At 59.7% G+C, this 25,270-nt stretch carries 20 protein-coding genes; 7 read left to right on the forward strand and 13 right to left on the reverse strand.

Annotated elements, in window-relative coordinates; all coding sequences use genetic code 11:
* Positions 1-308 precede the first annotated feature (308 nt).
* The 3 genes from AC0L16_RS30095 to AC0L16_RS30105 all read right to left on the reverse strand — a co-directional run bounded on the left by AC0L16_RS30095 (position 309) and on the right by AC0L16_RS30105 (position 4,179).
* The gene (locus AC0L16_RS30095; protein WP_473625082.1) at positions 309-1,814 is read right to left on the reverse strand and encodes a DUF1254 domain-containing protein; all 1,506 of its coding nucleotides are present in this window, start codon (positions 1,812-1,814) and stop codon (positions 309-311) included.
* A gap of 69 nt (positions 1,815-1,883) precedes the next feature.
* Entirely contained in the window at positions 1,884-3,317 is a 1,434-nt protein-coding gene (locus tag AC0L16_RS30100; RefSeq protein ID WP_473625132.1) for a DUF1254 domain-containing protein, read from the reverse strand.
* A gap of 82 nt (positions 3,318-3,399) precedes the next feature.
* Entirely contained in the window at positions 3,400-4,179 is a 780-nt protein-coding gene (locus AC0L16_RS30105) for a transporter (RefSeq protein ID WP_473625083.1), read from the reverse strand.
* Between the two features lie 312 nt (positions 4,180-4,491).
* Between AC0L16_RS30105 and AC0L16_RS30110 the strand changes: the two genes are divergently transcribed.
* Positions 4,492-4,761: a hypothetical protein gene (locus AC0L16_RS30110; protein WP_473625085.1), complete on the forward strand. Its 270-nt coding sequence runs from the start codon at positions 4,492-4,494 to the stop codon at positions 4,759-4,761.
* Between the two features lie 935 nt (positions 4,762-5,696).
* A complete protein-coding gene (locus AC0L16_RS30115; protein WP_473625086.1) occupies positions 5,697-5,972 on the forward strand; it encodes a hypothetical protein in 276 nt (91 codons plus the stop codon).
* 684 nt (positions 5,973-6,656) lie between these two features.
* Here the strand turns inward: AC0L16_RS30115 and AC0L16_RS30120 are convergent.
* Complete coding sequence (locus tag AC0L16_RS30120) at positions 6,657-7,178, reverse strand: hypothetical protein (protein ID WP_473625087.1); 522 nt, start codon at positions 7,176-7,178, stop codon at positions 6,657-6,659.
* Between the two features lie 517 nt (positions 7,179-7,695).
* On the opposite strand from AC0L16_RS30120, the gene AC0L16_RS30125 reads away from it, so the two are divergent.
* Together AC0L16_RS30125 and AC0L16_RS30130 are read left to right on the forward strand one after the other, a co-directional pair.
* Positions 7,696-7,956, forward strand: coding sequence for a tetratricopeptide repeat protein (locus tag AC0L16_RS30125; RefSeq protein WP_473625088.1), 261 nt, complete (start codon positions 7,696-7,698; stop codon positions 7,954-7,956).
* A gap of 185 nt (positions 7,957-8,141) precedes the next feature.
* A complete protein-coding gene (locus tag AC0L16_RS30130; protein WP_473625089.1) occupies positions 8,142-10,301 on the forward strand; it encodes a mechanosensitive ion channel family protein in 2,160 nt (719 codons plus the stop codon).
* 451 nt (positions 10,302-10,752) lie between these two features.
* On the opposite strand, the gene AC0L16_RS30135 is transcribed toward AC0L16_RS30130, so the two are convergent.
* From AC0L16_RS30135 to AC0L16_RS30175, 9 genes are all read right to left on the reverse strand, one after another.
* Positions 10,753-13,014 (reverse strand): tetratricopeptide repeat protein, encoded by a 2,262-nt coding sequence (locus AC0L16_RS30135; protein ID WP_473625090.1) that lies wholly within the window; start codon positions 13,012-13,014, stop codon positions 10,753-10,755.
* The gene (locus AC0L16_RS30140) at positions 13,007-13,435 is read right to left on the reverse strand and encodes a DUF2721 domain-containing protein (RefSeq protein WP_473625092.1); all 429 of its coding nucleotides are present in this window, start codon (positions 13,433-13,435) and stop codon (positions 13,007-13,009) included. The genes AC0L16_RS30135 and AC0L16_RS30140 overlap by 8 nt, the downstream gene beginning before the upstream one ends.
* A gap of 86 nt (positions 13,436-13,521) precedes the next feature.
* The gene (locus AC0L16_RS30145; RefSeq protein ID WP_473625093.1) at positions 13,522-14,181 is read right to left on the reverse strand and encodes a hypothetical protein; all 660 of its coding nucleotides are present in this window, start codon (positions 14,179-14,181) and stop codon (positions 13,522-13,524) included.
* Entirely contained in the window at positions 14,160-14,387 is a 228-nt protein-coding gene (locus AC0L16_RS30150; RefSeq protein ID WP_473625094.1) for a hypothetical protein, read from the reverse strand. Before AC0L16_RS30150 ends, AC0L16_RS30145 begins: the two co-directional genes overlap by 22 nt.
* A gap of 235 nt (positions 14,388-14,622) precedes the next feature.
* Positions 14,623-15,360 carry a hypothetical protein gene (locus tag AC0L16_RS30155; RefSeq protein WP_473625095.1) on the reverse strand — a complete coding sequence of 246 codons (738 nt, stop codon included), beginning with the start codon at positions 15,358-15,360 and terminating at the stop codon, positions 14,623-14,625.
* A gap of 56 nt (positions 15,361-15,416) precedes the next feature.
* On the reverse strand, positions 15,417-16,409 hold the full coding sequence (locus tag AC0L16_RS30160) for an HAD family hydrolase (RefSeq protein WP_473625097.1): 993 nt from the start codon (positions 16,407-16,409) through the stop codon (positions 15,417-15,419).
* A gap of 54 nt (positions 16,410-16,463) precedes the next feature.
* On the reverse strand, positions 16,464-18,062 hold the full coding sequence (locus AC0L16_RS30165; protein WP_473625098.1) for an arylsulfatase: 1,599 nt from the start codon (positions 18,060-18,062) through the stop codon (positions 16,464-16,466).
* A gap of 386 nt (positions 18,063-18,448) precedes the next feature.
* The gene (locus AC0L16_RS30170; protein WP_473625133.1) at positions 18,449-20,008 is read right to left on the reverse strand and encodes an arylsulfatase; all 1,560 of its coding nucleotides are present in this window, start codon (positions 20,006-20,008) and stop codon (positions 18,449-18,451) included.
* A gap of 299 nt (positions 20,009-20,307) precedes the next feature.
* Entirely contained in the window at positions 20,308-22,017 is a 1,710-nt protein-coding gene (locus tag AC0L16_RS30175) for an arylsulfatase (RefSeq protein ID WP_473625100.1), read from the reverse strand.
* Between the two features lie 229 nt (positions 22,018-22,246).
* Here AC0L16_RS30175 and AC0L16_RS30180 point away from each other — a divergent pair, with 229 nt between their 5' ends.
* From AC0L16_RS30180 to AC0L16_RS30190, 3 genes are all read left to right on the forward strand, one after another.
* Positions 22,247-24,130 (forward strand): sensor histidine kinase, encoded by a 1,884-nt coding sequence (locus AC0L16_RS30180; RefSeq protein WP_473625101.1) that lies wholly within the window; start codon positions 22,247-22,249, stop codon positions 24,128-24,130.
* A gap of 6 nt (positions 24,131-24,136) precedes the next feature.
* Positions 24,137-24,790 carry a response regulator transcription factor gene (locus AC0L16_RS30185; protein WP_473625103.1) on the forward strand — a complete coding sequence of 218 codons (654 nt, stop codon included), beginning with the start codon at positions 24,137-24,139 and terminating at the stop codon, positions 24,788-24,790.
* 74 nt (positions 24,791-24,864) lie between these two features.
* Complete coding sequence (locus AC0L16_RS30190) at positions 24,865-25,248, forward strand: response regulator transcription factor (protein WP_473625104.1); 384 nt, start codon at positions 24,865-24,867, stop codon at positions 25,246-25,248.
* Positions 25,249-25,270 lie beyond the last annotated feature (22 nt).

Genomic DNA, 25,270 nt, shown 5'->3' on the forward strand with positions numbered 1-25,270 from the left:
GTTCCTTCTCGATAGCCATGTGATGATTCTCTCCTTTCCATCATCATGGCCTCGCGCACAGAATTCCTGACAGTCCCGGGGCTGGACGGGCGCACGCCAGAATTCCGCCCACCCGCGCTTCTGCCTGGCAATAGTGCATACCAACCGCTCAGCGCCGTACCGCGCGCCGTGCTACGCCGGCGACGCTGAACGGCGTGAGCGGTCGCTCGGTTCGAGCTTCGGCGGGCAACACAAGACCGCCAAAGCCGGAAGGCGTAAGCTGCTCCGAGGCTCCGAGTCCGATTAACCCGGCGCTTGCGGCGAGCAGATCACTCTACCAATTCAATCTCGCCCGGCTTCCAGGTCTTGTCGAACCACGGTTCCAGCGGGCCGTAGAGGCGAAGAAGCGTGAACCAGCCCTTGCCCGGAATCGTCTGCACCCAGTTGTTCTCCATTCCGGCCGGGGCTTTTGGTCCGAAATAGACGTCAACCGAACCGTCAGCATTGACCTTGACGCCTTTGCTCTGGCTGCTGACGCTGGGGGCCTTCTGGTCTGTCTGCACCATCGAGCGGGTCTGGTTGTCGTAGACGATGACCGACCAGAAATCCTTGACCGGGATGTTGGGAGGCAGGCGCAACTTATAGTTCTTGCCGCCATCGAAGGGATCGCCCTTCGCATCCTGCACCGACCAAGGATATTGCGAGCCCTGGCCCACCATCTTCTCCTCCATAGCCGGCGTCACGGCAATGGCGAAGTAGTAAAAGAAGACGGCGCCATCCAGGTTGCTGACCCCGGGCGCTGACTCGAACTTGTAGCCGCCCAAAAACGGCAGCCGCCACGCACTGTCCGGATAGAAATACGCATCCTTCGGGCGAATCTTGAAAGCGACAGTCCGCGCCGTCACCGCGCCGATGTTGGCGGCGTCGGTGAGGATTTTCTTCATCCGCTCGTCGGGATTGAAGGGTTTGCCCTTTTCGATGCCGATCGAGGCGAACAGGCCCAGGGTGGTGGGATCGGAACCGTCCGCCGGCTCTTCCTGGATGACCTGGTTCAACAGGCTCCAGAACGAGTAGTCGCCCGGTGAGACGAAATTCGATGGGATGCCGGAGGCATTGACGAATTGCATCGGCGGCGGGTTGGCTGCCTCGGCCAGGGGATAGATTCGCAGGTTCTTCTTGACCGAATCGACCGCAGGTTGGGTGGAGCCGTCTACAAGGAAAGCGCGAAAGACGAAGTAGCTGCCGAAGGTGCTCGGCCGCAAAACGTGATACCCCGATGGGATGTCGCCCTTGAAACCAGGCGGCAACAGGAGATACTTGCCGCCTTCGCCCTTGTCGGCCCCGGTGATGCCGATGTCGGCCACCCACTTGTACCAGAAGTCGTCGACCGTCCCGAGCACCTTTGGCGGAACCTCGGCCACCAACGGTCCCTTGCTGGTGTCGACCCACATGAAGTTGTAGATCGTGTTGTCGTTGCCAGTCAGCGCGACGGTCTTGGAATCCATCAGGCTTTCCCAGATCACGTTGGTCTGGTTGTCTGGTCCAAACTGTCGCAGCGACTCGCGCATGCCGGCCTGATTGACGATCGGAATCGCCAGCAGATAAGCCTGCAGCGCGCGCGAACGGTCGAGGTTGTCGTAGATTTTTTCAACTGTATCTTCCGATGGGTAGCCGTAATTGAGATTGAGCGGCCCGATCGAGGACTCGATCTTGTCCGGCACGGCGACGCCCGGTGCGAAGGGCGTCGTCATGTTGTAGGTCTCGGCGGAAGCGGCGCCCATGCCCATCAGCACCGCTGCGGCGGTGGCGCAAAGCAGTCTCGTCATGCGTATCATTGCTCTTTCCTCATCGACATCCAACGCCACACATCAGCATGGTCGGGATAATTCATGTTCGGGGGATCATCACTGCGCCACATTGATACCGGGCGGCTGCCAGCTGCCTTCGCCGGCCGGCAGGATCGAAGGCGCTTCCGTCTTCGGCCAGTACAGGCGCATCACGAGATAGATCTTGCCATTGGGCGCAGGCAGCCAGTTAGCTTCCTTGTCCGCACCGGGGCTGTCTTTCTGGATATAGAGGGTGAGCGAACCATCCTCGTTCTTTTTCATGCCCGGCAACATCGGCGAGTTGATGAGGTAGCGGTTGATCGGATTGTTGATCAGGAGCTGGCTCTTGCCGTCATACATCGTTACCGACCAGAAGGAATTCACTGGCGGCAGCTGTCCGGGTGCGAAGGTGATAGTGTAGTTGTGCTTGCTGCCGTCGAGCGGTTCCCCGGTCGCATCCGTTCTGGTGAAGGGGTACATGGCCTCTGCTGCATCGTTGCCATAGAGGCCTGCCTTTGCAGCTCCGGCCCGCATCAACCAATCGCCGTTGTAGAAGGCTTCGTCGCCCAGGAGGGAGCTGACATTCCAGCCGTTGATGGGCTTGTTTCCGCTGGCCAGCCATTTGTTGATTTTGTCGTCACCTTGCTTCATGCCTATCAGCATTTCTGCCTTATGTTCGAGCGATAGATCCTTCAACTCGAAGGTCTTTCCGGGACCGATGCCAATCTTCGCCAGTTTCGCACGGATCTCCTTGTCTCTTGGCGTCTCGGGGACGAATTGCAGGGCCGCATCGAGATATTGGAAGAAGTTGTCCTTGATCCCGGCTGTGGTGGCAGGGAGGAACTCGATCGTAGGCGCGGCGGGGGGGGCGGGCTGCTTGAGGAAGGCGGAAAGCGGCTCCGCCTTGTAGCCGGCCTGCACCTTTTCCACGTTCGGCATATCTTCGACATTGATAAGCTGGGTCCGAAAGTTGGCGAACACGAACGGGGTGGTCGAGGAAAAGACTTGGCTGATGCCGACCGGCTTCTCGCCTTTCCCGTCGGGTCCGACAACAAGATAGGAACCCGGATCGTTCCCCGTGGCGCGGCTGCCGATGTAGCCGAAGTTGTACGTATTGCCATCAATCAACTGCACCGAATAATAGCGCTCCTTCTCCACCGCCGGCACCGATATCACCATCGGCTCGGCACGCAGGTCCAGCCAAAGTACGGAGTATGGCGTGTCGCTGTTCGGCGTGACGACTGCCGTGTCTTCCGGGGTGGCGACGTGGTGCATGTTGTCGATCTTGTTGAACGGCGCCTTGAACTGGCTGGACTTCGGATCGACGGCGAATTCATTCATCACGGCATAGTTCATCACGAGCGGCAGTCCGTAGATGAAACCTTCCTCGGCGATGTCCTTGGCCTCGATGATGCCGGGGTAGCTCTGCGCCATCAGCAGGCTTGGGTTCGCAATCGCAGCGCCAGCGGCAATCGCCGCGGCTGAGCGAAGTAGATCTCGCTTTGTCAACATTTGCCGTCTCCTTATCATTCGATGAGTTGTCGAATTCGTGCGTTTTCTTCATTTTCGCGCCGGCAGGCGGCGCCGGTCTTGCTCATTTTTTCGGGAACAGAAGCGTAATCCCGGTACGAAAGCCAAACCCGTCTGGGCCGCTGTCGGGGCTTTCGGTCCAGTAGCGGACGCCGGCGAAGAGGCTGATGGGCTGCTTGTCGACGACGACGAGCTTCGCGACCTGGAAATTGACCGGAACGGACCATTCCTCCGCCTCCCAGTTGTAGGTGCTCTCGGTGTTCAGCGTGAACGTCCAGGCGTCCTTGGTCGTGTAGGCGACGAAGGGCTGCAGGAACGTCGAACTGATGTCGCCGCGATCGCTGTCGCCCGCGAACGACCAGACGTGGTTCGCCAATGCGCCGACCGTCCATCCGTGGCTCTGCTTCAGCACAACGGCGGTCGGGCCTGCGCCCCATTTGCCGCCGCCGAGCAGGTCGTCGGTCGCGGTAGGAACCAAAAACACCGGGCCGACGCCCCAGACGATGCCGGACTCGGTCGGTTGGGACGGCGAGAAGAACAGGCTCTGGGTTATGTCGCCGAGACCAGACTGCTCGCCCGACGGGCCGGCTATGTCATTTTGCCAGATCACCGGCAGGATCGTGCGCGAGATCATGTTCCAGTCGGCATTCAGCGAGACGGGGATGACCGGCTGGATGTTGACATAGGCTTTCTCGCCGTCGTTCGGGCCGTAGCCGCTGTCGTAGTTGAACTGGAACGGCACGCTGATCAGCGAGGCGATCGGGTTCGACAGTTTCTTGGCGAGTTCCTGCGTGTCGTCCTGGGCAGACGCCGCGACGCTGAACAACAACGACGGAAATAACAAGGCTGTAACTTTGAGAACCCGAGTAGCAGATCGAATATCCATTGCCCTCTAAATCGTGCGAAATAATATCGGGTGTCATCGAACGCCCGGTGCCTGCCATGCTGCGCAGATATTAAATTCAACTGCTGGACCGGGGCTCCGCCGCTCTGAGTGCTAGCCAACCGTTGCTGGCGTAGAGTAGGGCAGCCCATACTCCACAGGGCAAGTAGCGGGTGCGTAACTTACGTGGGCAACTGTAGTCCGAACGGCAGCAATCGGCCTCTCAGGAGGATGCAACCTGACCATGTAAAGGTCGACAACGGGTGGATAGTGTTGAAAATTGCGCTGCCCTTCACAGGTGAGGACCAATGGGGCCTCATGATGCTTCTGGAAAGGGCCGGCGATACGTTTCCTACAAGATCACTTGTGCCATGCCGTTTTTACCATTGCGGCGACGCCAAGCGAACGGAGAAGAGCCTGCATATGCTCTGCCAGATCGTGCTCGCCGCGCGCCTCCGATCTTTAGAAGATTTCGGCCTTGGCCCGGCAAACACCTTCCCTGACCGCAGGATAGCGCATACAGCCAGCAGCGCCCTTTCCTAAGTCCGGCTGGCTCTGTCGTGGTCGCGGTTACTGCCGTCCATTTCGTGGATTGCCTTGCCGAACGCCGTGTACCCTGGATCGCGCGCCCTTTATGGCGTTCATGCCGACCGCGCTCGCTGCGGGATGTTCAGCAAATTCCCCGTCACCCACGTAACTTACATTCCGCTACCGCCTCCATACGATTATGCTAATGCGGTCCCGGGAAAACACGAGTTGCCATGAGGATGGAAGACGAACCGCCCGATAGACGCAGAGCGGTCTCGGCTGCAGTACGCCAGTTTAGGCTTTCGCCGCCTTTTGAAACAGTTTGGTGGCATAGAGCAGCGGCGCTTCGGAAACTGCGTGCCGCGTGCCAAGGAGAGCGCAATGAATAGCCGTCCAAGATCGTTGTGGATTCGATCCCTCGCCACACGCGTTCTCTTATCGGTTGGTCTCGGAGGTCCTATTGCGACCGCCACAGCCCAAGACCAGAGCGCTGACGTCAGGATCGTTGGCGACCAGGTGCGAAGCCAGGGCTTTCCTTGCGACAATCCAAGCTCGGCTGAGCGTATCGAAGCGGAGTCGGCCCCCAATCACACTGTCTACCTGCTCAAGTGCGAGGGCGTGACCTACCGGGTGGTTCTGATTCCAGATCAAGCAGCGCAAGTGACCGAAGCTAAGTAAACCCGCCCCTAGCGGCGCGCTCCTGCATGGATCGGTGCTTGACCGTATCGTAGTCCCTACAAGATCGTACACGCCTTGCAGATTGAGGCCTCGAAGATCTCACGGACACTGAGCTGACTGCCATCAAGGGCTGACTGTCTTGGTCCCGCCTGCAATTCCACCTGTAGGATACAGTTAGTTACGTTCCCTAAAGCAAAGCAATCGGCCAAGGTGACGCGTTCCTGCATGGATCGCTGCTTGGACGAAATTAAAAGCAACCAGGAGAAATGATCATGAACCTCAAGATGCTTTGCACGGGCGCGATGGCGCTTTCGATGATGACCGGCGCCGCACTTGCCGAGCACGGCGGCGCCCTCGACGAGCCGACGAAAATGGCGCCCTTCTACACCGCTGCCGACATGAAGACCTTAAAATCGGATGCCGACTTCAAGGCCGCTTGGGAGGGGTTGAAAGACGAGGATCGCGCCACGATAAAGCAGGAATGCGGCGGCATAGCCAGTGATGACCAGGGGCATGGCGCCTTCTGCACGATGGTTGGCCACCAGTAAACGCTGCCGGTTTGGTGAAGTCGGAGATGGCGGGCAAAGTTGCCTGCCATTTTTCCGTGACCGGATCTTTTCCCTCAGCGCTCATAAGATTACTGGCGGGGGCGTTCATTCGGGTGACATTGCGGCTAACTAAACGACGCTTTCAGATCGACCCCCAAAACTTCCGCTAAGCGCCCATACTGGACACTCCCGAGCCTCTCTGGCCGCGCGTCCTCATGGATGGAACGCTTGTTGGCATTCTGATTTACAACACGGCGGTATCAATTCTCGCCGTCTACGCGGGTGCAGTCCTAAAGATGACCGGCGTCATGCTTTGGTCCGCGGCTGGATTTCACGCGCTTCTTGCCGTCTGGAGTTGTCTGCTTCTACGTGGCGTTCCGGGCGAACTCCGCCGACAAATCGGTGACAACTGAGGGGTCCTTGGAAAAGGGCAACGGGCATATCGCGTGATATTGCTGCGATGCATGGTATTCCATCTGCGCATTGCTGAAAAGTCCGCGACTAAGTCAAGTAGGGCGCTTGCCGCGACCGCGCCCGGCGGGCCACGGTGCTCCGCGCCACCCAAGAAATACACCGCGCCCGGTGCCCAATTAGGCGTCGGGTGAAACAGAATGGCCAATTCTGTTTCACCCGCCAACCGCGCGTTCCGGACCCATGAAAGGCAAATGACTGGTCAGAGCGGGGTCACTGCGTGAGGCACTTGAGGCCCATTGCCATTGCCTTGTAAGTCCCCTTCAGATCGACGACAAAGGCCCCCTTGGTTTCCGGAAACACGATCATTTCATATTGCTTCGCTACGTCGCGCTTGAAATTCGGGTCGTCGGTCAAGATGTAGCCGCCAGAGTATCCGCCCTTGAGGTCGCCGCTCATGCTGGTAGCCACACCCTCGTAGAGACGGCCACCGATGGAGACGAAGATTTCCGACTTGGTCCCGTTCTGAAGGCCGATATCCTGCTTCGTGAACACGCCAAGATACCCGACCTCCTGATTTGCGGTAACGCCCATTTGCACCGAATTTGGGCCATTTGAGTGCACGATCAAGCAATCTCCGCGGGTTTGATTGGCATAGACGGTCCAGCCCTCGACGTCGTGCCCGTATCGGACAAGCACGTCGCTGGCCTTGGGAAGGGGGCTTTGATCTTGTGCGTAGGCTGCAGACGAAAGTGCTACTGACGTTGCCGCGATGAGTGTCGTGAATTTTCGCATTGATATTCCCCTTGTGTGCAAAATTGTTTCTGGCTATGGGCGCCCTATTCGATTGCTCAGAGGCTGCTGTCCTCTTGCGGGGCGAGGCGATATTACCTTGGCCGATCGGCTCACGTCAGGGAACGTAAATAACTGTAACCTACGGGCGAATGCTGGCCAGCGCACTGCGGACCGTTCAGTCCTCGACGCCATCGACGACTGCATGATGTCCGGTTTGACCCCATTGCGGCCGTTCCTCAGAGATAACCGACATCCTGCGAACGACTATCGCGCGATAGCCATTGCCCCTTGGTCGGATGTCGGTTTTGGCACGGCCCGAATTCCGTTCTCTCGGAATGCATTGTGAACCGCCTTCAGTGCCGCCCGACGGATCGCGGATTGCCTGCCCGGTTCGCCGTAAACTTTGCCTGAATGACCATGCCGGGAAGGGGAAGCATCAACCTGATGATCGAGATTGCCGGCCAGCCGGCGGCGCGCGGAGACGATGCAGGCGCCATTGAATGGTATCGGAGGATTCTTGACGCTGACGCGTAACGCGCTCGCCGGGCTTGGAGTTTCGGCGTTGCGGCTCGGAGACTATGACCTGGCAATTGAAGTCAGGGCAAAGCTGCTCAGCCATGAACCCGCCAACGCTCAGGCCTATGCGGTCATCGCCATCGCTTACTACGCAAAAGGCGACTATGATCGGGCAAAGGAGAACGCCGCCAAGGCCCGTGACATAGACCCTTCCATCCGCTCGGCGGATGAACTCGACCGGCATGTTAGGCGGCCGAGCTGACTGACGGGGAGGCCAGCGGGCTACTCGAGGGACGAAATCGCGAAATCCAGCTCGCCAAGCATGCCTCAAAGCATGAAAGAAAGTGGAGCTTTGGTGATAATGTGGCTCGAAGATTGGTTGCTATTTGGGAGCCTGCTCGGTGACTGGGTAGATCAGTCGAGATCGGATTTTCGCAGGAGGGCAGCATGAAAGCGATCGAGATATCCCGGCAAAAGTCGCCATTTTTGGCGGTGTGCGTCATGGCCGCGCTGGCATTGGTGTGGTTGGCGGCAATGGGCAGCGCCTCGATGGCTCAGGCGCAGCAAACTTCGACCATGCCGGTGGCGGATGAAAAATTTCAGGCGTTCATCAAGATGCTTGATGATCCCGACATCCGCGCGCGGCTGGACGCCATGGCAGTGCCCCCTGCGGACAAACCAGGTGCGCCAGCCGCCTCGCAGATGGCGGTCTGGGACAGCCTCATTCGCAGCCATCTCGTTGCGTTGCGTAACGCGGTTCCGCGCATCCCGGGCGAGGCCGCAAACGCCGTCCGAATTGTGAGGTCAGAAATCAACAACCGTGGATTCGCCACCATACTTGTTCTCTTCGCAGCCTTGCTGGCGCTTGGCTTCGGAGCGGAGTGGCTATTCAAGCGTGCGGTGGGCGGAGTGAAGCAGCCCGGCTCGGGCCAGGCAGCCGATGCAAGCGCCGCACGCGAGGCCAATCGTGCCGCCCGATTACTCGCGGAACTGGCGCCGCTCGTCGTGTTTTCCCTCGTCAGCGCTGGGGTTTTCCTGGCCTTCGATTGGCCCGCCTTGCTGCGCGTCGTCATCCTGACCTATCTGGTCGCATTCATCGTCGCGCGGGTGGTGATGGCCATCGGCAGGATCCTGCTTGCGCCGAATGGCGGCGCCATTCCGGCGGGACAGGAGAAACCGCTCCGGCTTGTTCCGGCGAGCGATGCCGAAGCCCATTTCTGGTATCGCCGGCTGGCCGTTTTCACCGGCTATCTGATGGCCGGATGGGCGACCGTCAGCCTGCTTCCGCACCTGGGCTTTTCGCCGGATGCAACGCGTTTGATCGCCTATCTGCTGGGCATCGGGCTTCTGGTCCTCGCCATCGAGATGGTCTGGCGGCGTCCAGGCGGCCCAGCGACCACACAGCGCATAAGCACGAGGGAGTGGCTCCTTACCATCTACCTGGTTCTCCTCTGGGGGCTCTGGGTCGCCGATCTCAACGGCGCGCTATGGCTCGGCATCTATGGCTTGCTATTGCCAAAGGCGTTGACCATCGCCGGCCATGTGGCAGAGGCGCTGGTGGTCCGGCCGGACAATGCCACCTCGGCGAGTTCCGTTCGCACGGTGCTGATCAACCGCGGCGTTCGCGCGCTGGTGATAATGCTCGCGGTGCTGTGGCTGAGCCTGGTCTGGCGCCTGGACCCAGGTGCAATGGCAGAAGGTAATACCACGATAAACCGCATCGTGCGCGGCCTGTTCCACGGTGTCCTGATCTTGCTGGTTGCCGATCTCATCTGGCAACTGGCGAGAGCCTATATCGGCCGGACGCTGGAACTGGCCGCGGTCGACGACACAATCACGCCGGCTGAGGCGGCACGCCGGAGCCGGCTCAGGACCTTGCTGCCGATCTTTCGCAACATGCTGGCTGTGCTGCTTACTACTGTGGCCGTTCTCATGGTGCTTTCGGGGCTCGGCGTGCAGATCGCTCCGTTGATCGCCGGCGCGGGAATCTTCGGGGTTGCCATCGGCTTCGGCTCGCAGACCCTGGTCAAGGATGTGCTCAGCGGCGTCTTCTACATGCTCGACGATGCCTTCCGGGTCGGTGAGTACATCGAGAGCGGCAGCTACAAGGGAACCGTCGAATCCTTCAGCCTACGCTCGGTGAAGCTGCGCCATCATCGCGGCCCGGTGTTCACGGTTCCGTTCGGCGACCTTGGCGCGGTGCAGAACATGAGCCGCGACTGGGTGATCGACAAGTTCAGGATCCGGGTGTCGTTCGACACCGACATCAGGAAGGTGAAGAAGCTCTTGAAGGGTATCGGCGCGGAATTGCTTGCTGATCCTGAACTGGCGCCGGAGATCATCGAGACGGTGAAGATGAAGGGCGTCGAGCAGTTCGGCGACTTCGGCATCGAGCTGAGCTTCGCCTTCATGACCAAGCCCGGTCACCAATTCGGCGTCAGGCGCAAGGCCTACACCATGATCCAGCAGGCGTTCGCAGAGAACGGCATCCATTTTGCCCAGCCCACGGTCCAGGTGGGAACCGATGAGAAGCAGGCGGCCATGGCTGCGGCTAATGTGATATCACTTGCCCAGCAGAAAGCAGCCCAGACTGCACAGGGTGAATAGAAAGCGGCGATCATCGAGTCGGCGTCGAGAAGCAATGGTTGAAGCAAGGACGTCGGTTGATCTGATGACTCTTGTAAATGTGCGACTCTGGCGGACCGACCAAGATGTTCACGCACGGACCGCTCAGTGTGAAAAAAACGTGCCGGATTTGGTGAAGAACACGCAGAAAATGGTCTCGTTGCGGTTGCCCGTGCGCAGAACGTGGAGTTCTTCCTTGGCCCATTGAGGAAAGTCGGACTGATACCTCAAGGACCGACTCTTGCGCTGGCCGAGCGGAGTCTTCCGGTAGGTTACCGTTAATTACCTTCCGCCCCGAGCGGCAATGGGCAAACCTCACGAAGGACGATTTTGTCGAAGGCATGGCTGAAAAGGCGGAGCTTATGCTCATTGAACAGGAAAGTTAGGCCAATAGCTGCCGCTGGCTGAATAGAATATCTGCAAGCGTTCCCACTCATCGGCTAGCGCGCAATTGCGCGATCAAGTCGGCAAGTTGCGCGTTGTCCGGTTGCTGCCGGGCAAGTTCTTCAGCCAGTCTCAGCGTTTCGGGGTAGCGCCGCAACTTAAGCCCAAATTGAATGGCGGTGCCGAGCAGGTTCGGATCGGCGGAGCCGTTGGTGACCGATTCGCCAAGCATTTGGAATGCATCGCCTGTGCGACCGACCGAGTCGAGAGCTATCGCTAGCGTGGTCCTGTATTGAACATTGGCTGGAGCAAGCCGCACCGAAGCCTCCAACTCGCTTATTGCGCCAGTCATGTTTTTCGCGCGAACCAGCGACAGGGCGTGACCGTATCGGAGCAGGGGATCTTCGGGCGAGATCTTGATGGCCTCGGCATAAGTGCCTTCCGACTTCTCGTTCTGGCCGGTCGCCCTGTAAAGTTCGGCCAGATTGGCGTGCGCTCCGGCGAGGCTGCTGTCGAGCGAGATCGCGCGACGCAGCGCAGCCTCCGCGTTATCCGCTTGACGTTGACCCATCAGGAAGAGACCGTACGCGTTCTGTACTTCAGCCATGTCCGCATTGGCCCGCGCATAGGCTCGCAGATCCTCCAGCGCGACGTCGAAACTGCGGCGCTGGTCACCGAGCAGATCATTCGTCGGCGCATCGCCGAGAGCCGTCACAGCGGCTACCCGAACGGCGCGCGTCTCGTCGGCAAGCAGCTTTCCGATGGCATTCAGCCGCAGTTCAGGCGGCAGGCTGCCGGCAGCCTGTGCCGCACCGAGCCGGACGAGCGGATCGGGGCTTGCTGCCGCGGCAGCCACATCTGCAAAAACGGCATCGCCGCCGAGGCGTCCCATCTCCACGATCGCGCTGCCTTTGACGATGCCCGCCTGTTCCCGGTCGGCGACGAGCGCACGCAAAGCTTCGATCGCCGCCGGATCGTTTTGGGCGGCACCTGCGAAGGCATGGGCAATCGTCGGGCGCTCGCGCCAGGCTGCGCCGTACCATTTGTCCATCGTTTCTACCGCCCACGCGTTCGTGCCGTTTGCATGGCAGGTCGTGCATGCGTTGGGAGTGCCGTAGGCGATCGACAGATCGGGCCGTGGAACGACGAATGAATGGTCGCGTCGCGGGTCGACCTTCATGTAGGTGCGCTTGGGCATATGGCAGTTGGCGCAAAGCGCGCCTTCTGAACCTGCTTGGTGGTGTGTGTGCGCGGGCGTGTCGAAACTGCCGCTCGGGTCGAAGTCCGTAAATCGCTCCGGCTTTGCCTCGGTGTGACACTGCGTGCAGACGGCATTGCCCTCCGCCTTGAGGGTCGCCTCATGCTGCCGGTGACAGTCGAGGCAGACGACGCCGGCTCTCGCCATCTTGCTCTGCTGGAACGAGCCGTATTCGAACACCTCGTCCAGGATTTGCCCGTCGGGAAAATAGAGGTCCGGGCGCAGCAGGCTCGGCGAGAAATGATCGAGAAAAGCCTTTCCTGGCCCGTGACCGCCGAGAAGCTTCGTCCGTCGAGAATGACAGCCCAGGCACACATCCTGGTCGACTGGGGCGAGGCCGAAGTTGTCGAGCGATTCAGAAGTACCCGCCTCAGCCCATTCCACATGTTTCGCGCCGCCGCCGTGGCATGACTGGCAGCCGATGCTCGTTGCGACATAGGTCGATTGGTACTCGCCGGTCTCCGGCTCAAAATTCGCTTGGGGATCGGTCGAATGACAGTCGATGCAGGTCCGGTTCCAGCGATAGAATGGGCCGGTCCAGTGGTAGGTCGTGCCGGGTCTCGCGGGCTTGCCCGTGCCGAGCCAGAACCATTCCTGTTTGGTCGTGTCCCATGCGATATCGAGTGCCTGCAGCCTGCCGCCGCCGATATCGATGAGATATTGCTGTAGCGGTTCGTAGGCGAATGTATATTTGACTTGGAACTCGGCCTGCCTGCCGTCCGGTCCCTCGGTCCGAACGAAAAACTGGCTTCCCCGTCTGAAGAAGGTCGTCAGGACGCCGTCATGCTCGTAGCGAGCACCATCGAAGTTCGCGCGCACCGTGCTGTCGTCTGCCACAGCCATCGCCTTGGCATGGTTCGATTTGGCGAAGGCCGCTGCCTGGCTCGCGTGACAGGAGGCGCATCTTTTTTCATCGACGAACCCATTGTGGATGGAGATTTGCGGATCGATGGGAGGACTTGTTTCTACCGCCGAAGCGTGGCCAGAGATGGAAAACGCCGCGAAAAACGCCAGCACCAACTGCAACAGAGTGCCCTTCCAAGCCTCAGCCATGATGATCGTGCTCGCTCAGGGCGATTCTGATGTCCTGGAGGAAGCGCAGCAGGGAGCCTACTAGGAGGACTAAGGCCACAACAAACAATACGCCCGCGCCAGGTTCGTGACGATAGCCCGATAGGCTTGCCACGAATCCGAATAGCAGCAGAACGGCGATGGTGATGCCGCTGGTGACGACGAGATGCAGCGATTGATTGAGAAGGATCTCCCGGCGCTTCAACCTTGAGACGTCCGCCTTGAGCCAGCCGCGTGCCACGTCATCGTCGGCGATCTGGTTCAGATTGCGTAACCGGTCGGTAACGCGCGTCATCCGGGCAATCAGGATTGACACCAATGCGGCAATCGCGGTTAGCAGGAATGACGGCGCCACCGCGTGCGAGATCATGGTCGAAAGCTGGTCCGCGTTAATCTGAGACATCTGCCACTTCTTTTCTTGATACCGGAACCTGCCGTAGCCCCCACATCCGCGCGGGTCGCAGCGAGCCAAGCCGCCAGTTCACGCTGTTAGGGAACGGCATTCACGGCTCGCGCGGCGACGATGGCCAGGGTCAGCAAGGAAATGGCGCTTTCGAGCATCGTCAGCATTTTGGCCCGCCGGCTTAGCGGCAGGACATCTGTAGGGCTGAAGGCGGTCGCCGTGTTGTAGGCCAGAGAGAGGTAGTCGAAGAAGAATGGCCGCCAACCCGGTGAAGCAACGTCCGGCATCGCCGCTTGCGGAAAGAGCCAGTCAGGCAGTTTGTCCCCACTCTTCCGGGCAGCGGGGCCACCGCTATCAATCTGCCAATAAAGCATCGCGAAGGCCAGGACATTGGTAACCCAGATGGCGAGCGAGGACGACAACAGCGTGACCGCGCGCGTTTCTGGAGGGCCCAAGCTTAAGACGCCGATCATGTCCGCAAGCTCAAGGGCGGTGTTGACGACATAGGCGCCGGCAAACACGAGGATCACTGCTCTCTCGGCGCGCAACCAAAAGTGGATATCCCCGACCGGAAAGGTGACGGCGGCCATCGGCACCAGGACCGCCAATGCGACCAGATACGATCCCCAGACCGGCATGATTTGGACATGACGCGGCAACACCGCAAGCAGCACCAGCACCGCGACAATGGCTAGGGCCGGGCCCCAGCGCGGTTCAGGTCGTGTTAGTGCTGCAGCATTCGCCATGCGCATTTTCTCGGCTCGAGGCAATTGCGGATCTCGTTGTTGCCGAGATCGAGTCCTCTGCAATGCTTTATGATGTCTGCGCCGCAGTCTTTGGCAAGTACGGTGATGGCATCGGCGTAGCTGATCGTTTGCGCCCGCCCAACGTTGGCGAGCGCAAGTGAAGCCTTCAGGATCGCACCGCCAAGAACACCAACTTTGATTGCCATAGCGTATTCCCTTTGATTGTGTTCGTCCGAGTTCTTGGACTCTTGGTTTTGCGGAAAGATCTGCTTCCGGCAGCGGCCGCCTGTCCGACTTGCATTAGCAGCAAAAGTAGGATGGCCGTGCGAAGCGATGCAGCGAAGCGAGGATGTATGTCGACCAAGGCTCCATCTGTGTGGCCGACTCTGCCGGCCACACAGGCTTCATAGCGTCGCATCACAAACCATTGGCAACCTACGCTTAATAGCACGGCGGGTACGGATAATATCCGCAGTAGGGCGGATATGCGTATGGGGAAGCAGCGGCACCGACGGCAGCGCCAACAGCAGCTCCGGCAACTGCGGCCCCCGCGACAGCGCCAGCACCATACCAAGCGCCGTGATAGACAGGGGCATGCCAGTAAGCGCCGCCGCCGTGATAGACGCCGCCGTAGCCGCCCACATGGGCGAATCCACCGCCGCGCGGTCCACGAACCGCGAACGCATCAATGAAAAGAGCTGCCGGACCGCTCGCGCTGTTGAGACTGCCTTCCAGAACGGCAACGTCGAACGTCAGTGTGTTTCCCTCAAGTTTCGGAGCTTTGAGCGTGACGACGGCGTCGTTCACCTCCGAGCCGTCTCCCCCAAGAACTGAGACCGTTGCGTTCGGCGGGTCGACGGCGAAGTTGTCCTTGCCCTCATCCCACTGCATAATGAACTGCTCGGTCGCAACATGACCGGCGGCCCGCACCGGCCGATCGGCAAAGACGATCGAGGTTTTCGAAACGCCCGTCAGGACAAGCTTGCCGCCTTCGAGCGTGGCGCCCTGCGAATTGATGACGGCCAAGGACGGGATCGGACCGGTCGGAGTAGCCGCGCCGATGGTCTTCTCCAGCGGGACATGCGGCTTCTTGGTTGTATCCTGGGCGACGGCCCCGGTGGTTGCTAGGGCCAAACTGCCGGCGAAGGCTATCGTACCTGCGATGCGACTGATGTTCATAGAATTGTCCTCCCCTTTGAGTTTCACGGAAAATCCGGACGCACGTCACGCTGGCTCTAGTTTCCCGGAAAGATCTGCTTCCAGTCGGCCTTCATGTCCACGATCGTCCATTTGTTGATGGCGGCGGCATCGAGAGCCAGGTCGAGATGGCCGAACTCGCTTTTCCGGTCGTAGGCATATTCGCGCTCTGCGTCGGTGTGATGAACGATCAAGCCGAACTGCAGACCGTCGGCGAGAGTCGTCCATTGCAGCATTTCAAGATCGCCGTCCGAATTGCCGAACGCGGCAATAGGCTTGCGGCCGATATGCTCCTGAATGCCGACCGGCTTGCCGGCCTTGTCGTCGATGAAGTTGACTTCAGGCAGCCGAAACAGCGTCGGCGCGCCGTCCTTCATCGCGAACTTCGTCTTGATCGATGACCCCACCACCTGTTCCGGCGGAACGCCGTAAACCTTTTCCGTCCAGGGGCGCATGAACTCGACGCCGCCGCCAGACACGATGAAGGTTTTGAACCCGTTGGCCCGCAGATAGGCGAGAAGTTCGAGCATCGGCTGGTAGACCAACTCGGTATAAGGCTTCTTGAAGCGTGGATCGCGCGCGTTGGCGATCCAGTCGGTCACGATTGTCTGGAATTGCGTGACGGTCATGCCGGCGTGGGTCGCCATGATGAGTTCCACCAGGCCCTTTTCACCGGCAGCGGCGAGCGCCTTCATGTCGCCTTCAAGCACGGCCTGAAACGGCTGGGTGGTCGCCCATTCGGGATGACTTGGCGCCTCGGCTTTTACACGGTCGAGCGCGAAGGCGAGTTGCACATACATCGGATGTTCGACCCACAGCGTGCCGTCATTGTCGAACACGGCGATGCGTTCGGGCTCCGGCACGAAGTCGGGCGAGCCTTCCTTGCTTACCTTCTCGACGAACTCGACGATCGCAGCCTTCGGCGCGGTGTCGTTCCAGGACGGCAAGGGATCGGACTGGGCCTGCGCCAAAGAGGGTGCGAGGAAAGCCAACGCAACGGCTGTCGCGCTGACAACCCACAGAGATTTCATTCGCTCAAACATACATCCTCCCCAGATATGTCAGTGTTCGTTCCTGTGAGTAGTCTAATTGCTCGATGGCGGGTTCCTGAGTTTTTCCATTGCCTGTTCGACCGAGAAGGAGCCGGGCTCCTGGCGCGGCGGAAACTCCCTAAAGCTCATCAGATGCTGCCCTACCAGGGCTTGCGCTGGGACCAGCACGAAGGCGTGCTCGACGAACCACCGCACATAGTCACCTGCCTCATGCTGGGCCCTTTCGAACGGGTCCGAGCGCAGGTTGAAAAGTGACGGCAAACGCAGTTGCACCATCGGTTGCGCCCAGACATCGAAGCCATGCGCCTGCTGTTCCATGAAAACAGCCTTCCACTGCTGGTACCGAAGACCTGCGAGATTGCCGTCGTCGGTCCAGTAGAAGAATTCCTTGCGCTTGTCGGACCCTTTTCCAGAAAGAAGATCGCGCTGATCGTAGCCATCGAGGTGAACGCGGAAATTCTTGCCCGCCGCGTCATAGCCTTGCAACAGCTTGTTCTTGATGTCTGGTTCGCCGGCGGCTGCCACCAGGGTCGTCGCCCAGTCCTCGGCCGAGAAGATGTCGTTTATTTCGACCCGAGCTGGCACCAAGCCTGGCCAGCGCACCATCGCCGGCACGCGATAGCCACCTTCCCAGTTGGTATTCTTCTCGCCGCGGAACGGGGTGGTGCCGCCATCGGGCCAGGAAAACGTCTCCGCGCCGTTGTCGGTGGTGTAGATTACGATTGTATCGTCGGCGATGCCGAGCTCATCGAGCTTGTCGAGTATCTCGCCGACCTGCCCGTCGTGCTCGACCATGCCGTCCGGATAGATGCCAAGTCCAGTCTTTCCCTGGGATTCCGGCTTGAGGCGGGTCCAGATGTGCATACGGCTTGGATTGAACCAGACGAAGAACGGCTTCTGGTCCCGATGCGCGCGGTCAATGAAGTCCTTCGAAGCGGCGAGGAATTCCTCATCGATCGTCTCCATGCGCTTCTTGGTCAGCGGCCCGGTATCCTCACACTTCTGTTTGCCCCAAGGCCCGAAACGGGGATCATCGCCGGGCGTGTCGGTGGTGGTGGCGACGCATTTCATGACGCCGCGCGGACCGAATTGGGCCCTAAACGCGGGGTCCTTTGGATAGTCGGGATGCTCCGGTTCGTCTTCTGCATTCAAGTGGTAGAGGTTGCCGAAGAATTCGTCGAAGCCGTGAACCGTTGGCAGGAACTCGTTGCGGTCACCGAGATGGTTCTTGCCGAATTGCCCGGTTGCGTAGCCTTGCGGCTTGAGCATATCGGCGATCGTCGGGTCTTTCAGTGACAGGCCTTCTTTCGCTGCCGGCAATCCCACCTTCAAAAGTCCCGTGCGCAACGGGCTCTGTCCGGTGATGAAGGCGGCACGGCCGGCGGTGCAGGATTGTTGGCCATAATAATCGGTGAAAATCGCGCCCTCATTCGCTAGGCGATCGATGTTGGGCGTGCGGTATCCCATCATGCCGCGATTGTAGGCGCTGATATTCCAGTAACCGACATCGTCACCCATGATCACAAGGATGTTGGGCTTGGCCTGCTCCTGCGCCTGGACTATCGCCAAGGAAGGCGCCAAGCCTACGGCAATTGTCATCGCTGTAACAAGGCGGGTTGCTATCGGTGTCATGTCACGTCCTCGATTGATAAGTTACCGCCGCGCGGGGCGGTGGCCGACAACGGACGCCCCTGGGACGGGGCGTCCGGCATTGGCGGGCGCGTTAGTCGTGACCTGTCTTCATGCTCCGGACTTGCGCCATCGACGATCGCAGCCTTCGGCGCGGTGTGGTTCCAAGACGGCAACGGGTCGGACTGGGCAAGGGCGGCCGCGGGAGCGACGAGCAAAGCGGCGGCCGCGAGAATGGCACGACGGGTCAGTCTGAGAAGATCATGCTTCACGAACATATCGCGCTCCTTTCTTGTAAATCTCGATTCGTATCGGGGTCTAAGACGACCGGCTCGTGGCCGTGGAACCGGCGGGCGCCCCTTGCGAGCCGCCCGCCACGAGTCATCCCGTTACTTGGCCAATGCTGCCCTTGCCGCCTCGATCTGCGCCTTGACAGCGTCGAGGTTGAAGCTCGCGCCCTTCTGCATGGGCGGGAACTCAAGGGCCGTCTGGGCCAGCTTGCCCACTTCCTGCTGAACAAACACGAAGCGCCAGAACTGGTACATAAACCATTCGTTGAAGTAACCCTGGGCGCCGTCCAGCGTTCCGTTTGCCGGAGTGCCCAGGCGTTCGAAGGGATCGAGGCGAAGGTTCGTGATCGACGGTGCGTCGACATGCTCCTTGGCTCCGAGCCAGCCGTTCGGTTGCTCGATGAAGCGGTACTTGTAGTCATCGATGCGCACCGCGCCGAGCGTGCTTTCACCGAAATAGAAGATCTCGTGGCGAGCCGACGGGCCCTTGCCGGTCAGCAGGTCCATCTGGTTGTAGCCATCGAGATAGTTCTTGTAGGTGCGGTCGCCGATCTGCTTTCCCGCCAGCAGTTCGGCCTTGATGTTGGGGTTGCCTGCGGCGGCCACGAAGGTCGGCAGCCAGTCGAGCCCGGACATGATGCCGTTCTCCACCTTGCCTGCTGCGATCTTGCCCGGCCAGCGAATGAAGGCCGGCACACGGAAGCCGCCTTCGTAGATCGTGCCCTTCTGCCCCCGGTACGGCGTGTTGCCGCCATCAGGCCATGTGAAGGTCTCGGTGCCATTGTCGGTGGTGAACATGACGATGGTGTTGTCATCAACGCCAAGGTCCTTGAGCTTCTGCATCACCAGGCCGACGTCATCGTCGAGCTGAGCCATGCCGGCTTCCTGCAGCGACCAGCCGTTCTCCGAGTTGCGCAATGCCTCATACTTGGGCGAAAGATGGGTGATAACGTGCATGCGCGTGGGATTGAGCCACAAGAAGAAAGGCTTGTTGTCGGCCTTGGCTTTCTCCACGAACTTCAAGGCTTTGTCGCGGATCTCGTCGTCCACTGTTTCCATGCGTTCGGGATAAAGAGTGCCGGCGTCTTCGATCTTCTGCTTGCCGACCTTGCCCCAGCGCGGGTCGACGGTCGCGTCGTCGGTCGTCGTCGCCCAAGTATGGAGCATGTTGCGCGGCCCCACCTTGTCAAGCAGGTCCTGCGGATAGTTCGGGTGTGCAGGGTCTTCCATGGCGTCGAGGTGATAGAGGTAACCGAAGAACTCGTCGAAGCCGTGGACGGTCGGCAGGAACTCGTTCAAATCGCCAAGGTGGTTCTTTCCGAACTGGCCGGTGGTGTAGCCCATGTCCTTCAGGGCAGTCGCGAGAGTCATCGCTTCGGCCGGCAGGCCGGTGGTGGCGCCGGCCTGACCGACGGTGGTCATACCGGTGCGAATCGGAAGCTCGCCGGTGATAAAGTTCGCCCGGCCAGCCGTGCAGCTCGCCTCTGCATAGTAGTCGGTGAAGAGCATGCCCTCGGCGGCGATCTTGTCGAGGTTGGGCGTGCGGCCCGCCATCACGCCGCGGTGATAGGCGCCGATGTTCCACATGCCGATGTCGTCGCCCATGATGACGACGATGTTCGGTTTTTGCGCGTCCTGCGCATAGGCAACCGATGCCATACCGCCGCAAAGCGCAATTGCGGTCACCCAGGTTGCGATGCCGTAACTCGGAATTCCAGGTCTCATGTTCAGCTCCTCCTGCTGGAAATCTCGCCAACCGCCCGAATTGGAACGATTCCGCGCCCGTGCGCCCCTCGCTTGATCAGTCAGCACACAAGGCTGACGCGACGGTAAATCCGAGCAACGCTTGATGATATTGTCCTTTGGGGAAGTCGATCGGACCGTGCGCCTGTTGGGTGGCGCGCAGCCGGGCTCACGCACGACCGGACGCCCTGGGGCGTCCGGCATTGGCGGGTGCGTCAGTCGTGACCTGTCTTCATGCTCCGGACTTGCGCCATCACTTGCTCCAGATTGTAGCTTGCAGGATCCTGAAGCGGCGGGAAGGCGATGTAGGTCTCGAGATGCTTCAGCCACAGCTGCTGGCCGATGGGCAGGATGTTCCAGTCATAGACGTAGGCGGTGGACGGTGACGCGATGGAGCCGCCCATACCGAAAAGTGTCTTGATCTGCTGTCCGACCGAGGTCTCAAACGGATCGCGCTTGATGTTGACGACCTGGGTCCAGGCAAAGGGCATTACACCGTTAATGAACCCGGCTGGGTCATCCGAAACCATGGCGAAGTACATCTTCCAGTTCTTGTAGCGGACCGCCGACGGCTCCTTGCCGGAATAATACAAGAAAGAGTCGCGCGCGGATGGCGCCTTGCCTTCCAGGAAATCACGCTGATCGATCCCGTCGAGCGTGGTCTTGACGACATTCGGATATTTGCCCGTTTCGATCTCCTTCTTCAGCCCGTCACCCTTCGGGCCACCGGCGATGTTTACGAGCGTCGGCAGCCAGTCGAGCGCCGAGAACATGTCGTTCTTGACGGTGCCGGGCTCGATGTGCCCCGGCCAGCGAACGACCAGTGGTGCCCGCATGCCGCCTTCCCAGGTGCTGAGCTTGCCACCCTTGAACGGGGTGGTGCCGCCATCCGGGAAGGTGATCGTCTCGGCTCCGTTGTCGGTGGTGAAGACGACGATGGTGTTGTCGAGCTGGCCCATGTCTTCCAGCTTCTTCAGGACGACGCCGATGTTGTCGTCCATCTGCTTCATGCCGGCTTCGTTCATGCCCCAGTCCTTGCCGCCGGGCTCGCCGATCATATTGAGATACTTGTCCGGCAACACTGTCGTGATATGCATACGCGCCGGGTTGTACCAGACGAAGAACGGCTTGTTGGTCGTCTTCGGGTCATTTCGGTCAAGGAAGTCGACGACCTTGGCGGAGATTTCCTCGTCAATGGTCTTTGACCGCTCCAGCGTCAGCGGACCTTCGTCCTTGCAGGATTGCTTTGCGGGGGTTCCGTCGGAGGAAGTGCACGCGAGCATTGGACGCGGTGGCGTCAGGCAGGTCGTGGTCTTCGGATCGACAGCGCCAGGAACCTCAGGTACGCCGGGAATCGGGGTATTCATGCAAGCGGGCGCGATCCCCTGCTCGGTAGGCGACTTGTTGATGTCGGGGAAGCTCACGCCCTGCATAGCGTCGAGGTGATAGAGGTAGCCCCAAAATTCCTGGAACCCGTGTGCCGTCGGCAGGGATTCGGTGGTATCGCCGAGATGGTTCTTGCCGAACTCACCTGTCGAGTAGCCGAGATCATTCAGGAACCTGGCGAGGTGAGGCGTGCCGGCCCGCAGGTAGGACGGGCTTCCGGGAATTTCCGGCAGGACCATGCCGACGCGCACCGGCTGCATGCCGGTAATGAAGGCGGTACGACCAGCCGTGCAGCTCTGCTCGGCATAGTAGGTCATGAATTTCGCACCTTCGTTGCCGATGCGATCGATGTTGGGCGTTTCGCCGACCATCAAACCTTGGTGGTAAATGCTCGGCTGCATCCAGCCGATATCATCGCCCATGATGAACAGAATGTTGGGCTTTTGCGCTTCCTGTGCCTGTGCGGGCGCTTGCGCGCCCCATAGAACCGCCGCGGCAGCCAAGGTCCCAATGCTGTAGTTAAGGATCCTAAAACTCATGTTCAGCTCCTCCTGCTGGGATAAAATCTCGCCAACCGCTCGATTGGCACGATTTCCGGGCCTGTGCGCCCCTCCTTTAACTAGTCGGCACGCTCAAGCTGACGCGACGGTAGCCCTCGGGAAGCCTTGGTGATATTGTCCTTTGGGGAAGTTGTTCCGGCGCAGCTGCGGCAATGCTGCCCGATCTACTTTCCCGGCCAAAAGCTTGGCTTGTCAGGGGGTATCCATCATGCCGTGCGATCCGCCTGTTCGGTCGCGCCGACGCGCCCAGAACGCGGTCAGGTTCTTTGTTGCAATTTTGATTGCGATTTTTCTGGACGGCGGTTCTGCAGCAGCTGAGGTCGTCGGCCGGTCTCCGCGTGTGCTCATCCTCCATCCGTATGACGAGCGACTGCCCGCAAGCTCGATTGCCGGGGAGAACGCCAGAAATCGGCTTATCGAGGCGACATCCGGCAATGTCGATCTCTTCTCGGAGTTCCTGGACCTCTCGAGGTTTTCCGAGGAAGCCCATATCGACCGCATGGCGCGGTATATGTCCGAGAAATACGTCGATCGTCGCCCGGACGTCGTGATCGCGCTCGGCGAATCGGCAACCCGTTTCATCGTGAATAACCGCGAGGCGATCGCGCCCGACGCAAAGATCGTGTTCTGCGGCTTCGGGCGTGACAGTGCTTCGAAACTCAACTTGCCGGCAGATGTCGTCGGGGCTTTCAGCGAATTCGATATTGCCAAGACGCTCGAATTGGCCCGCGCCCTCCAGCCCGACGCCGAAAATCTTTTCATCATTGGTGGTTCGGCAGCTTTCGATCGCATTTGGCTTGACAGCGCTAGAACCGACCTCGCGGTCGCTTCAAAAGATTACGTAACCACCTACTTGGAAGGTTATTCGATCGATGAATTCGCGGAGCGTGCCTCCCACTTCCCACCGGACAGTATTGTCCTGTTCCTCACCATTCTTGCCGATAGTACGGGCCGCAACTTCCTGCCCAAAGACGCTTTAGCAATAGTGGCGGCGAAGGCCAGTGCGCCGATTTATGGACCCTATGACACCTACGTTGGTCAAGGTGTCGTAGGCGGAAACTCGGTAACCTTCGAGTCCTTGGGAAACGCGGTCGCCGGCTTGGCTTTGGATGCACTCGCGGGAAAGCCGATCACAGACATCGAAGTGCCGCAAACGTTCTTTGCCGATGCAAGGCAGCTAAAGCGATGGGGCCTGTCGGAAAGCTCGCTTCCGGCCGAGACCGCGTTGAGTTTCAGAGAACCTACGCGTTGGGAGCAGCATGGCGACTTGGTCGTGGGAGTCATTGCCGTGGTCGCATTGCAGGGCCTGATCATCACAGGGCTGCTCATCGAACGGCGTCGGCGTTTCGCCGCCGAAGGCGAATCCAGGCTGCGTCTCCTTGAGCTGGTCCACATGAGTCAGTCCGCAACCGCAGGCGCATTGTCGGCATCGATAGCCCACGAACTGAGCCAGCCCCTAGGCGCGATTCGCAGCAATGCCGAGGCGGCAGAGGCCATACTGAGGGGAACGGCGCCGGATCTGAATATCGTCCAGCAGATTTTGACTGACATCAGGGAGGACGATGAGCGCGCCGAGAACATCATTCTCCGCCTTCGTGGCCTGCTCAAGAAAAGAAGCGAGATCGATTGGCAGGAGTTCGACCTCAATGAGATCGTCGACAGCGCCCTCAATATCTTGCACGCAGAAGCTGCGAAGAAACAAGTGGCCGTCAGCGCCGAGCGATCCGGGCACAGACTGCCGGTGCGGGCGGACAAGGTTCATCTCCAGCAAGTGATCCTGAACCTTGCGACGAACGCGATCGACGCGATGGTCGAGGCCGCCACGGCCGACCGGAAGCTGGTTCTGCACACGACGCTGCATGGTGATACCAAGGTCGAGATGTCGATTTCGGATACCGGACGTGGCATTCCGAAGGATAGACTCAACAGCATCTTCGACACTTTCTACACGACAAAGCCAACCGGAACCGGGCTGGGGCTCTCCATCGCTCGCGCGATCGTGGAAACTTACGGTGGAAAGATCTGGGCGGACAATCGCGTCGGCGGCGGCGCGGTGTTCCGCTTCGTCCTGCCGCTCGCGGAGGTCACTTGAACGCCCATGGAACTATTCATTCACATTATCGATGACGACGCATCGTTTCGAACGGCGCTCGGACGTCTCGTCGAAACCTATGGTTTTCGGGTTAGCGGCTACCAGTCGGGCGAGGATTTCCTGGCGCAGCTGCCGGAATCGGAAGCCGGCTGCATCCTTCTTGATCTGCGCATGCCCGGGCTCAGCGGTCCGGAACTGCAGGACAGGCTTGCACAAGCCGTCCCGCTGCTTCCCGTCGTCTTCTTGACGGGCCAAGGCACGATCGCCGCGGGTGTTCAGGCAATGAAGGCGGGCGCCGATGATTTTCTGGAGAAGCCGATCTCCTCGAAAACCTTACGAGACGTGATTGATCGCGCGCTCGCCCATAATGAGAAGAAGCGGGCTGGACGCGATCAATTGCAGGCTCTCCAGGCCAAACTGTCAAACCTCACGCCACGGGAGATGCAGGTTTTCGATCTGGTCGTTCGCGGCAGGCGTAACAAGCAGGTCGCGTACGACCTGAACACCTCCGAGCGCACGATCAAGGCGCACCGCCACAACATCATGGAAAAGCTGGGCGCCGCTTCGATCGCGGAGATGGTGTCGATCGCAGAGCGGCTCGGACGCGTCCAATGGATACGTCCGGAGATTAGAGCTGCATTCTTCCCCAAAGGCCAATAGCGAACAACTGTACCAGGGTTCACGATCAGGAAGTTCTGACCTCGCACGGTCACCAGATCTCTGAGGAACCGAATTTGGAAAGCCCGCCACGCACAGTGGCTATCGTGGAAGACGATCCGAGCATGCGGAGAAGCATCGAACGGTTGCTTAACGCGCACGGTCATCAAACGCATGGATACGCGTCGGCAGAGACGTTTGTTGAATCCGAATTCGTCGGCACGATCGGTTGCCTGGTCCTCGACATTCATCTTGGCAACATGTCCGGAATCCAGCTGCGGCGTTGGCTTCGCGATTTCGGCTCCAGTCTGCCGGTTATCTTCATCACCGCAGTTGACGACGATGCGCTTGAAGCGGAGGCGCGTGAGGCGGGCTGCGTGGCCTATCTTCACAAGCCTTTCGCCGCCAGGTTCTTGCTGTTAGCTATCGATGACGCCTTGTCGGGATTGTCTGCCAAATAGCTGATGTCGCTTTGGGAGGTGC

The sequence above is a fragment of the Mesorhizobium sp. WSM4848 genome (genome assembly GCF_055811375.1).

Excerpts from the sequence above, each read along its gene's own strand:
- AC0L16_RS30115 (WP_473625086.1), top strand. The coding sequence starts at position 5,697 with ATGAACCTCAAGATGCTTTGCACGGGCGCGATGGCGCTTTCGATGATG.
- AC0L16_RS30165 (WP_473625098.1), bottom strand. The coding sequence starts at position 18,062 with ATGACACCGATAGCAACCCGCCTTGTTACAGCGATGACAATTGCCGTA.
- AC0L16_RS30180 (WP_473625101.1), top strand. The coding sequence starts at position 22,247 with ATGCCGTGCGATCCGCCTGTTCGGTCGCGCCGACGCGCCCAGAACGCG.
- AC0L16_RS30170 (WP_473625133.1), bottom strand. The coding sequence starts at position 20,008 with ATGGCATCGGTTGCCTATGCGCAGGACGCGCAAAAACCGAACATCGTC.
- AC0L16_RS30100 (WP_473625132.1), bottom strand. The coding sequence starts at position 3,317 with ATGTTGACAAAGCGAGATCTACTTCGCTCAGCCGCGGCGATTGCCGCT.
- AC0L16_RS30175 (WP_473625100.1), bottom strand. The coding sequence starts at position 22,017 with ATGAGTTTTAGGATCCTTAACTACAGCATTGGGACCTTGGCTGCCGCG.
- AC0L16_RS30095 (WP_473625082.1), bottom strand. The coding sequence starts at position 1,814 with ATGATACGCATGACGAGACTGCTTTGCGCCACCGCCGCAGCGGTGCTG.
- AC0L16_RS30120 (WP_473625087.1), bottom strand. The coding sequence starts at position 7,178 with ATGCGAAAATTCACGACACTCATCGCGGCAACGTCAGTAGCACTTTCG.
- AC0L16_RS30140 (WP_473625092.1), bottom strand. The coding sequence starts at position 13,435 with ATGTCTCAGATTAACGCGGACCAGCTTTCGACCATGATCTCGCACGCG.
- AC0L16_RS30145 (WP_473625093.1), bottom strand. The coding sequence starts at position 14,181 with ATGGCGAATGCTGCAGCACTAACACGACCTGAACCGCGCTGGGGCCCG.
- AC0L16_RS30185 (WP_473625103.1), top strand. The coding sequence starts at position 24,137 with ATGGAACTATTCATTCACATTATCGATGACGACGCATCGTTTCGAACG.
- AC0L16_RS30150 (WP_473625094.1), bottom strand. The coding sequence starts at position 14,387 with ATGGCAATCAAAGTTGGTGTTCTTGGCGGTGCGATCCTGAAGGCTTCA.
- AC0L16_RS30155 (WP_473625095.1), bottom strand. The coding sequence starts at position 15,360 with ATGAACATCAGTCGCATCGCAGGTACGATAGCCTTCGCCGGCAGTTTG.
- AC0L16_RS30160 (WP_473625097.1), bottom strand. The coding sequence starts at position 16,409 with ATGAAATCTCTGTGGGTTGTCAGCGCGACAGCCGTTGCGTTGGCTTTC.
- AC0L16_RS30135 (WP_473625090.1), bottom strand. The coding sequence starts at position 13,014 with ATGGCTGAGGCTTGGAAGGGCACTCTGTTGCAGTTGGTGCTGGCGTTT.
- AC0L16_RS30130 (WP_473625089.1), top strand. The coding sequence starts at position 8,142 with ATGAAAGCGATCGAGATATCCCGGCAAAAGTCGCCATTTTTGGCGGTG.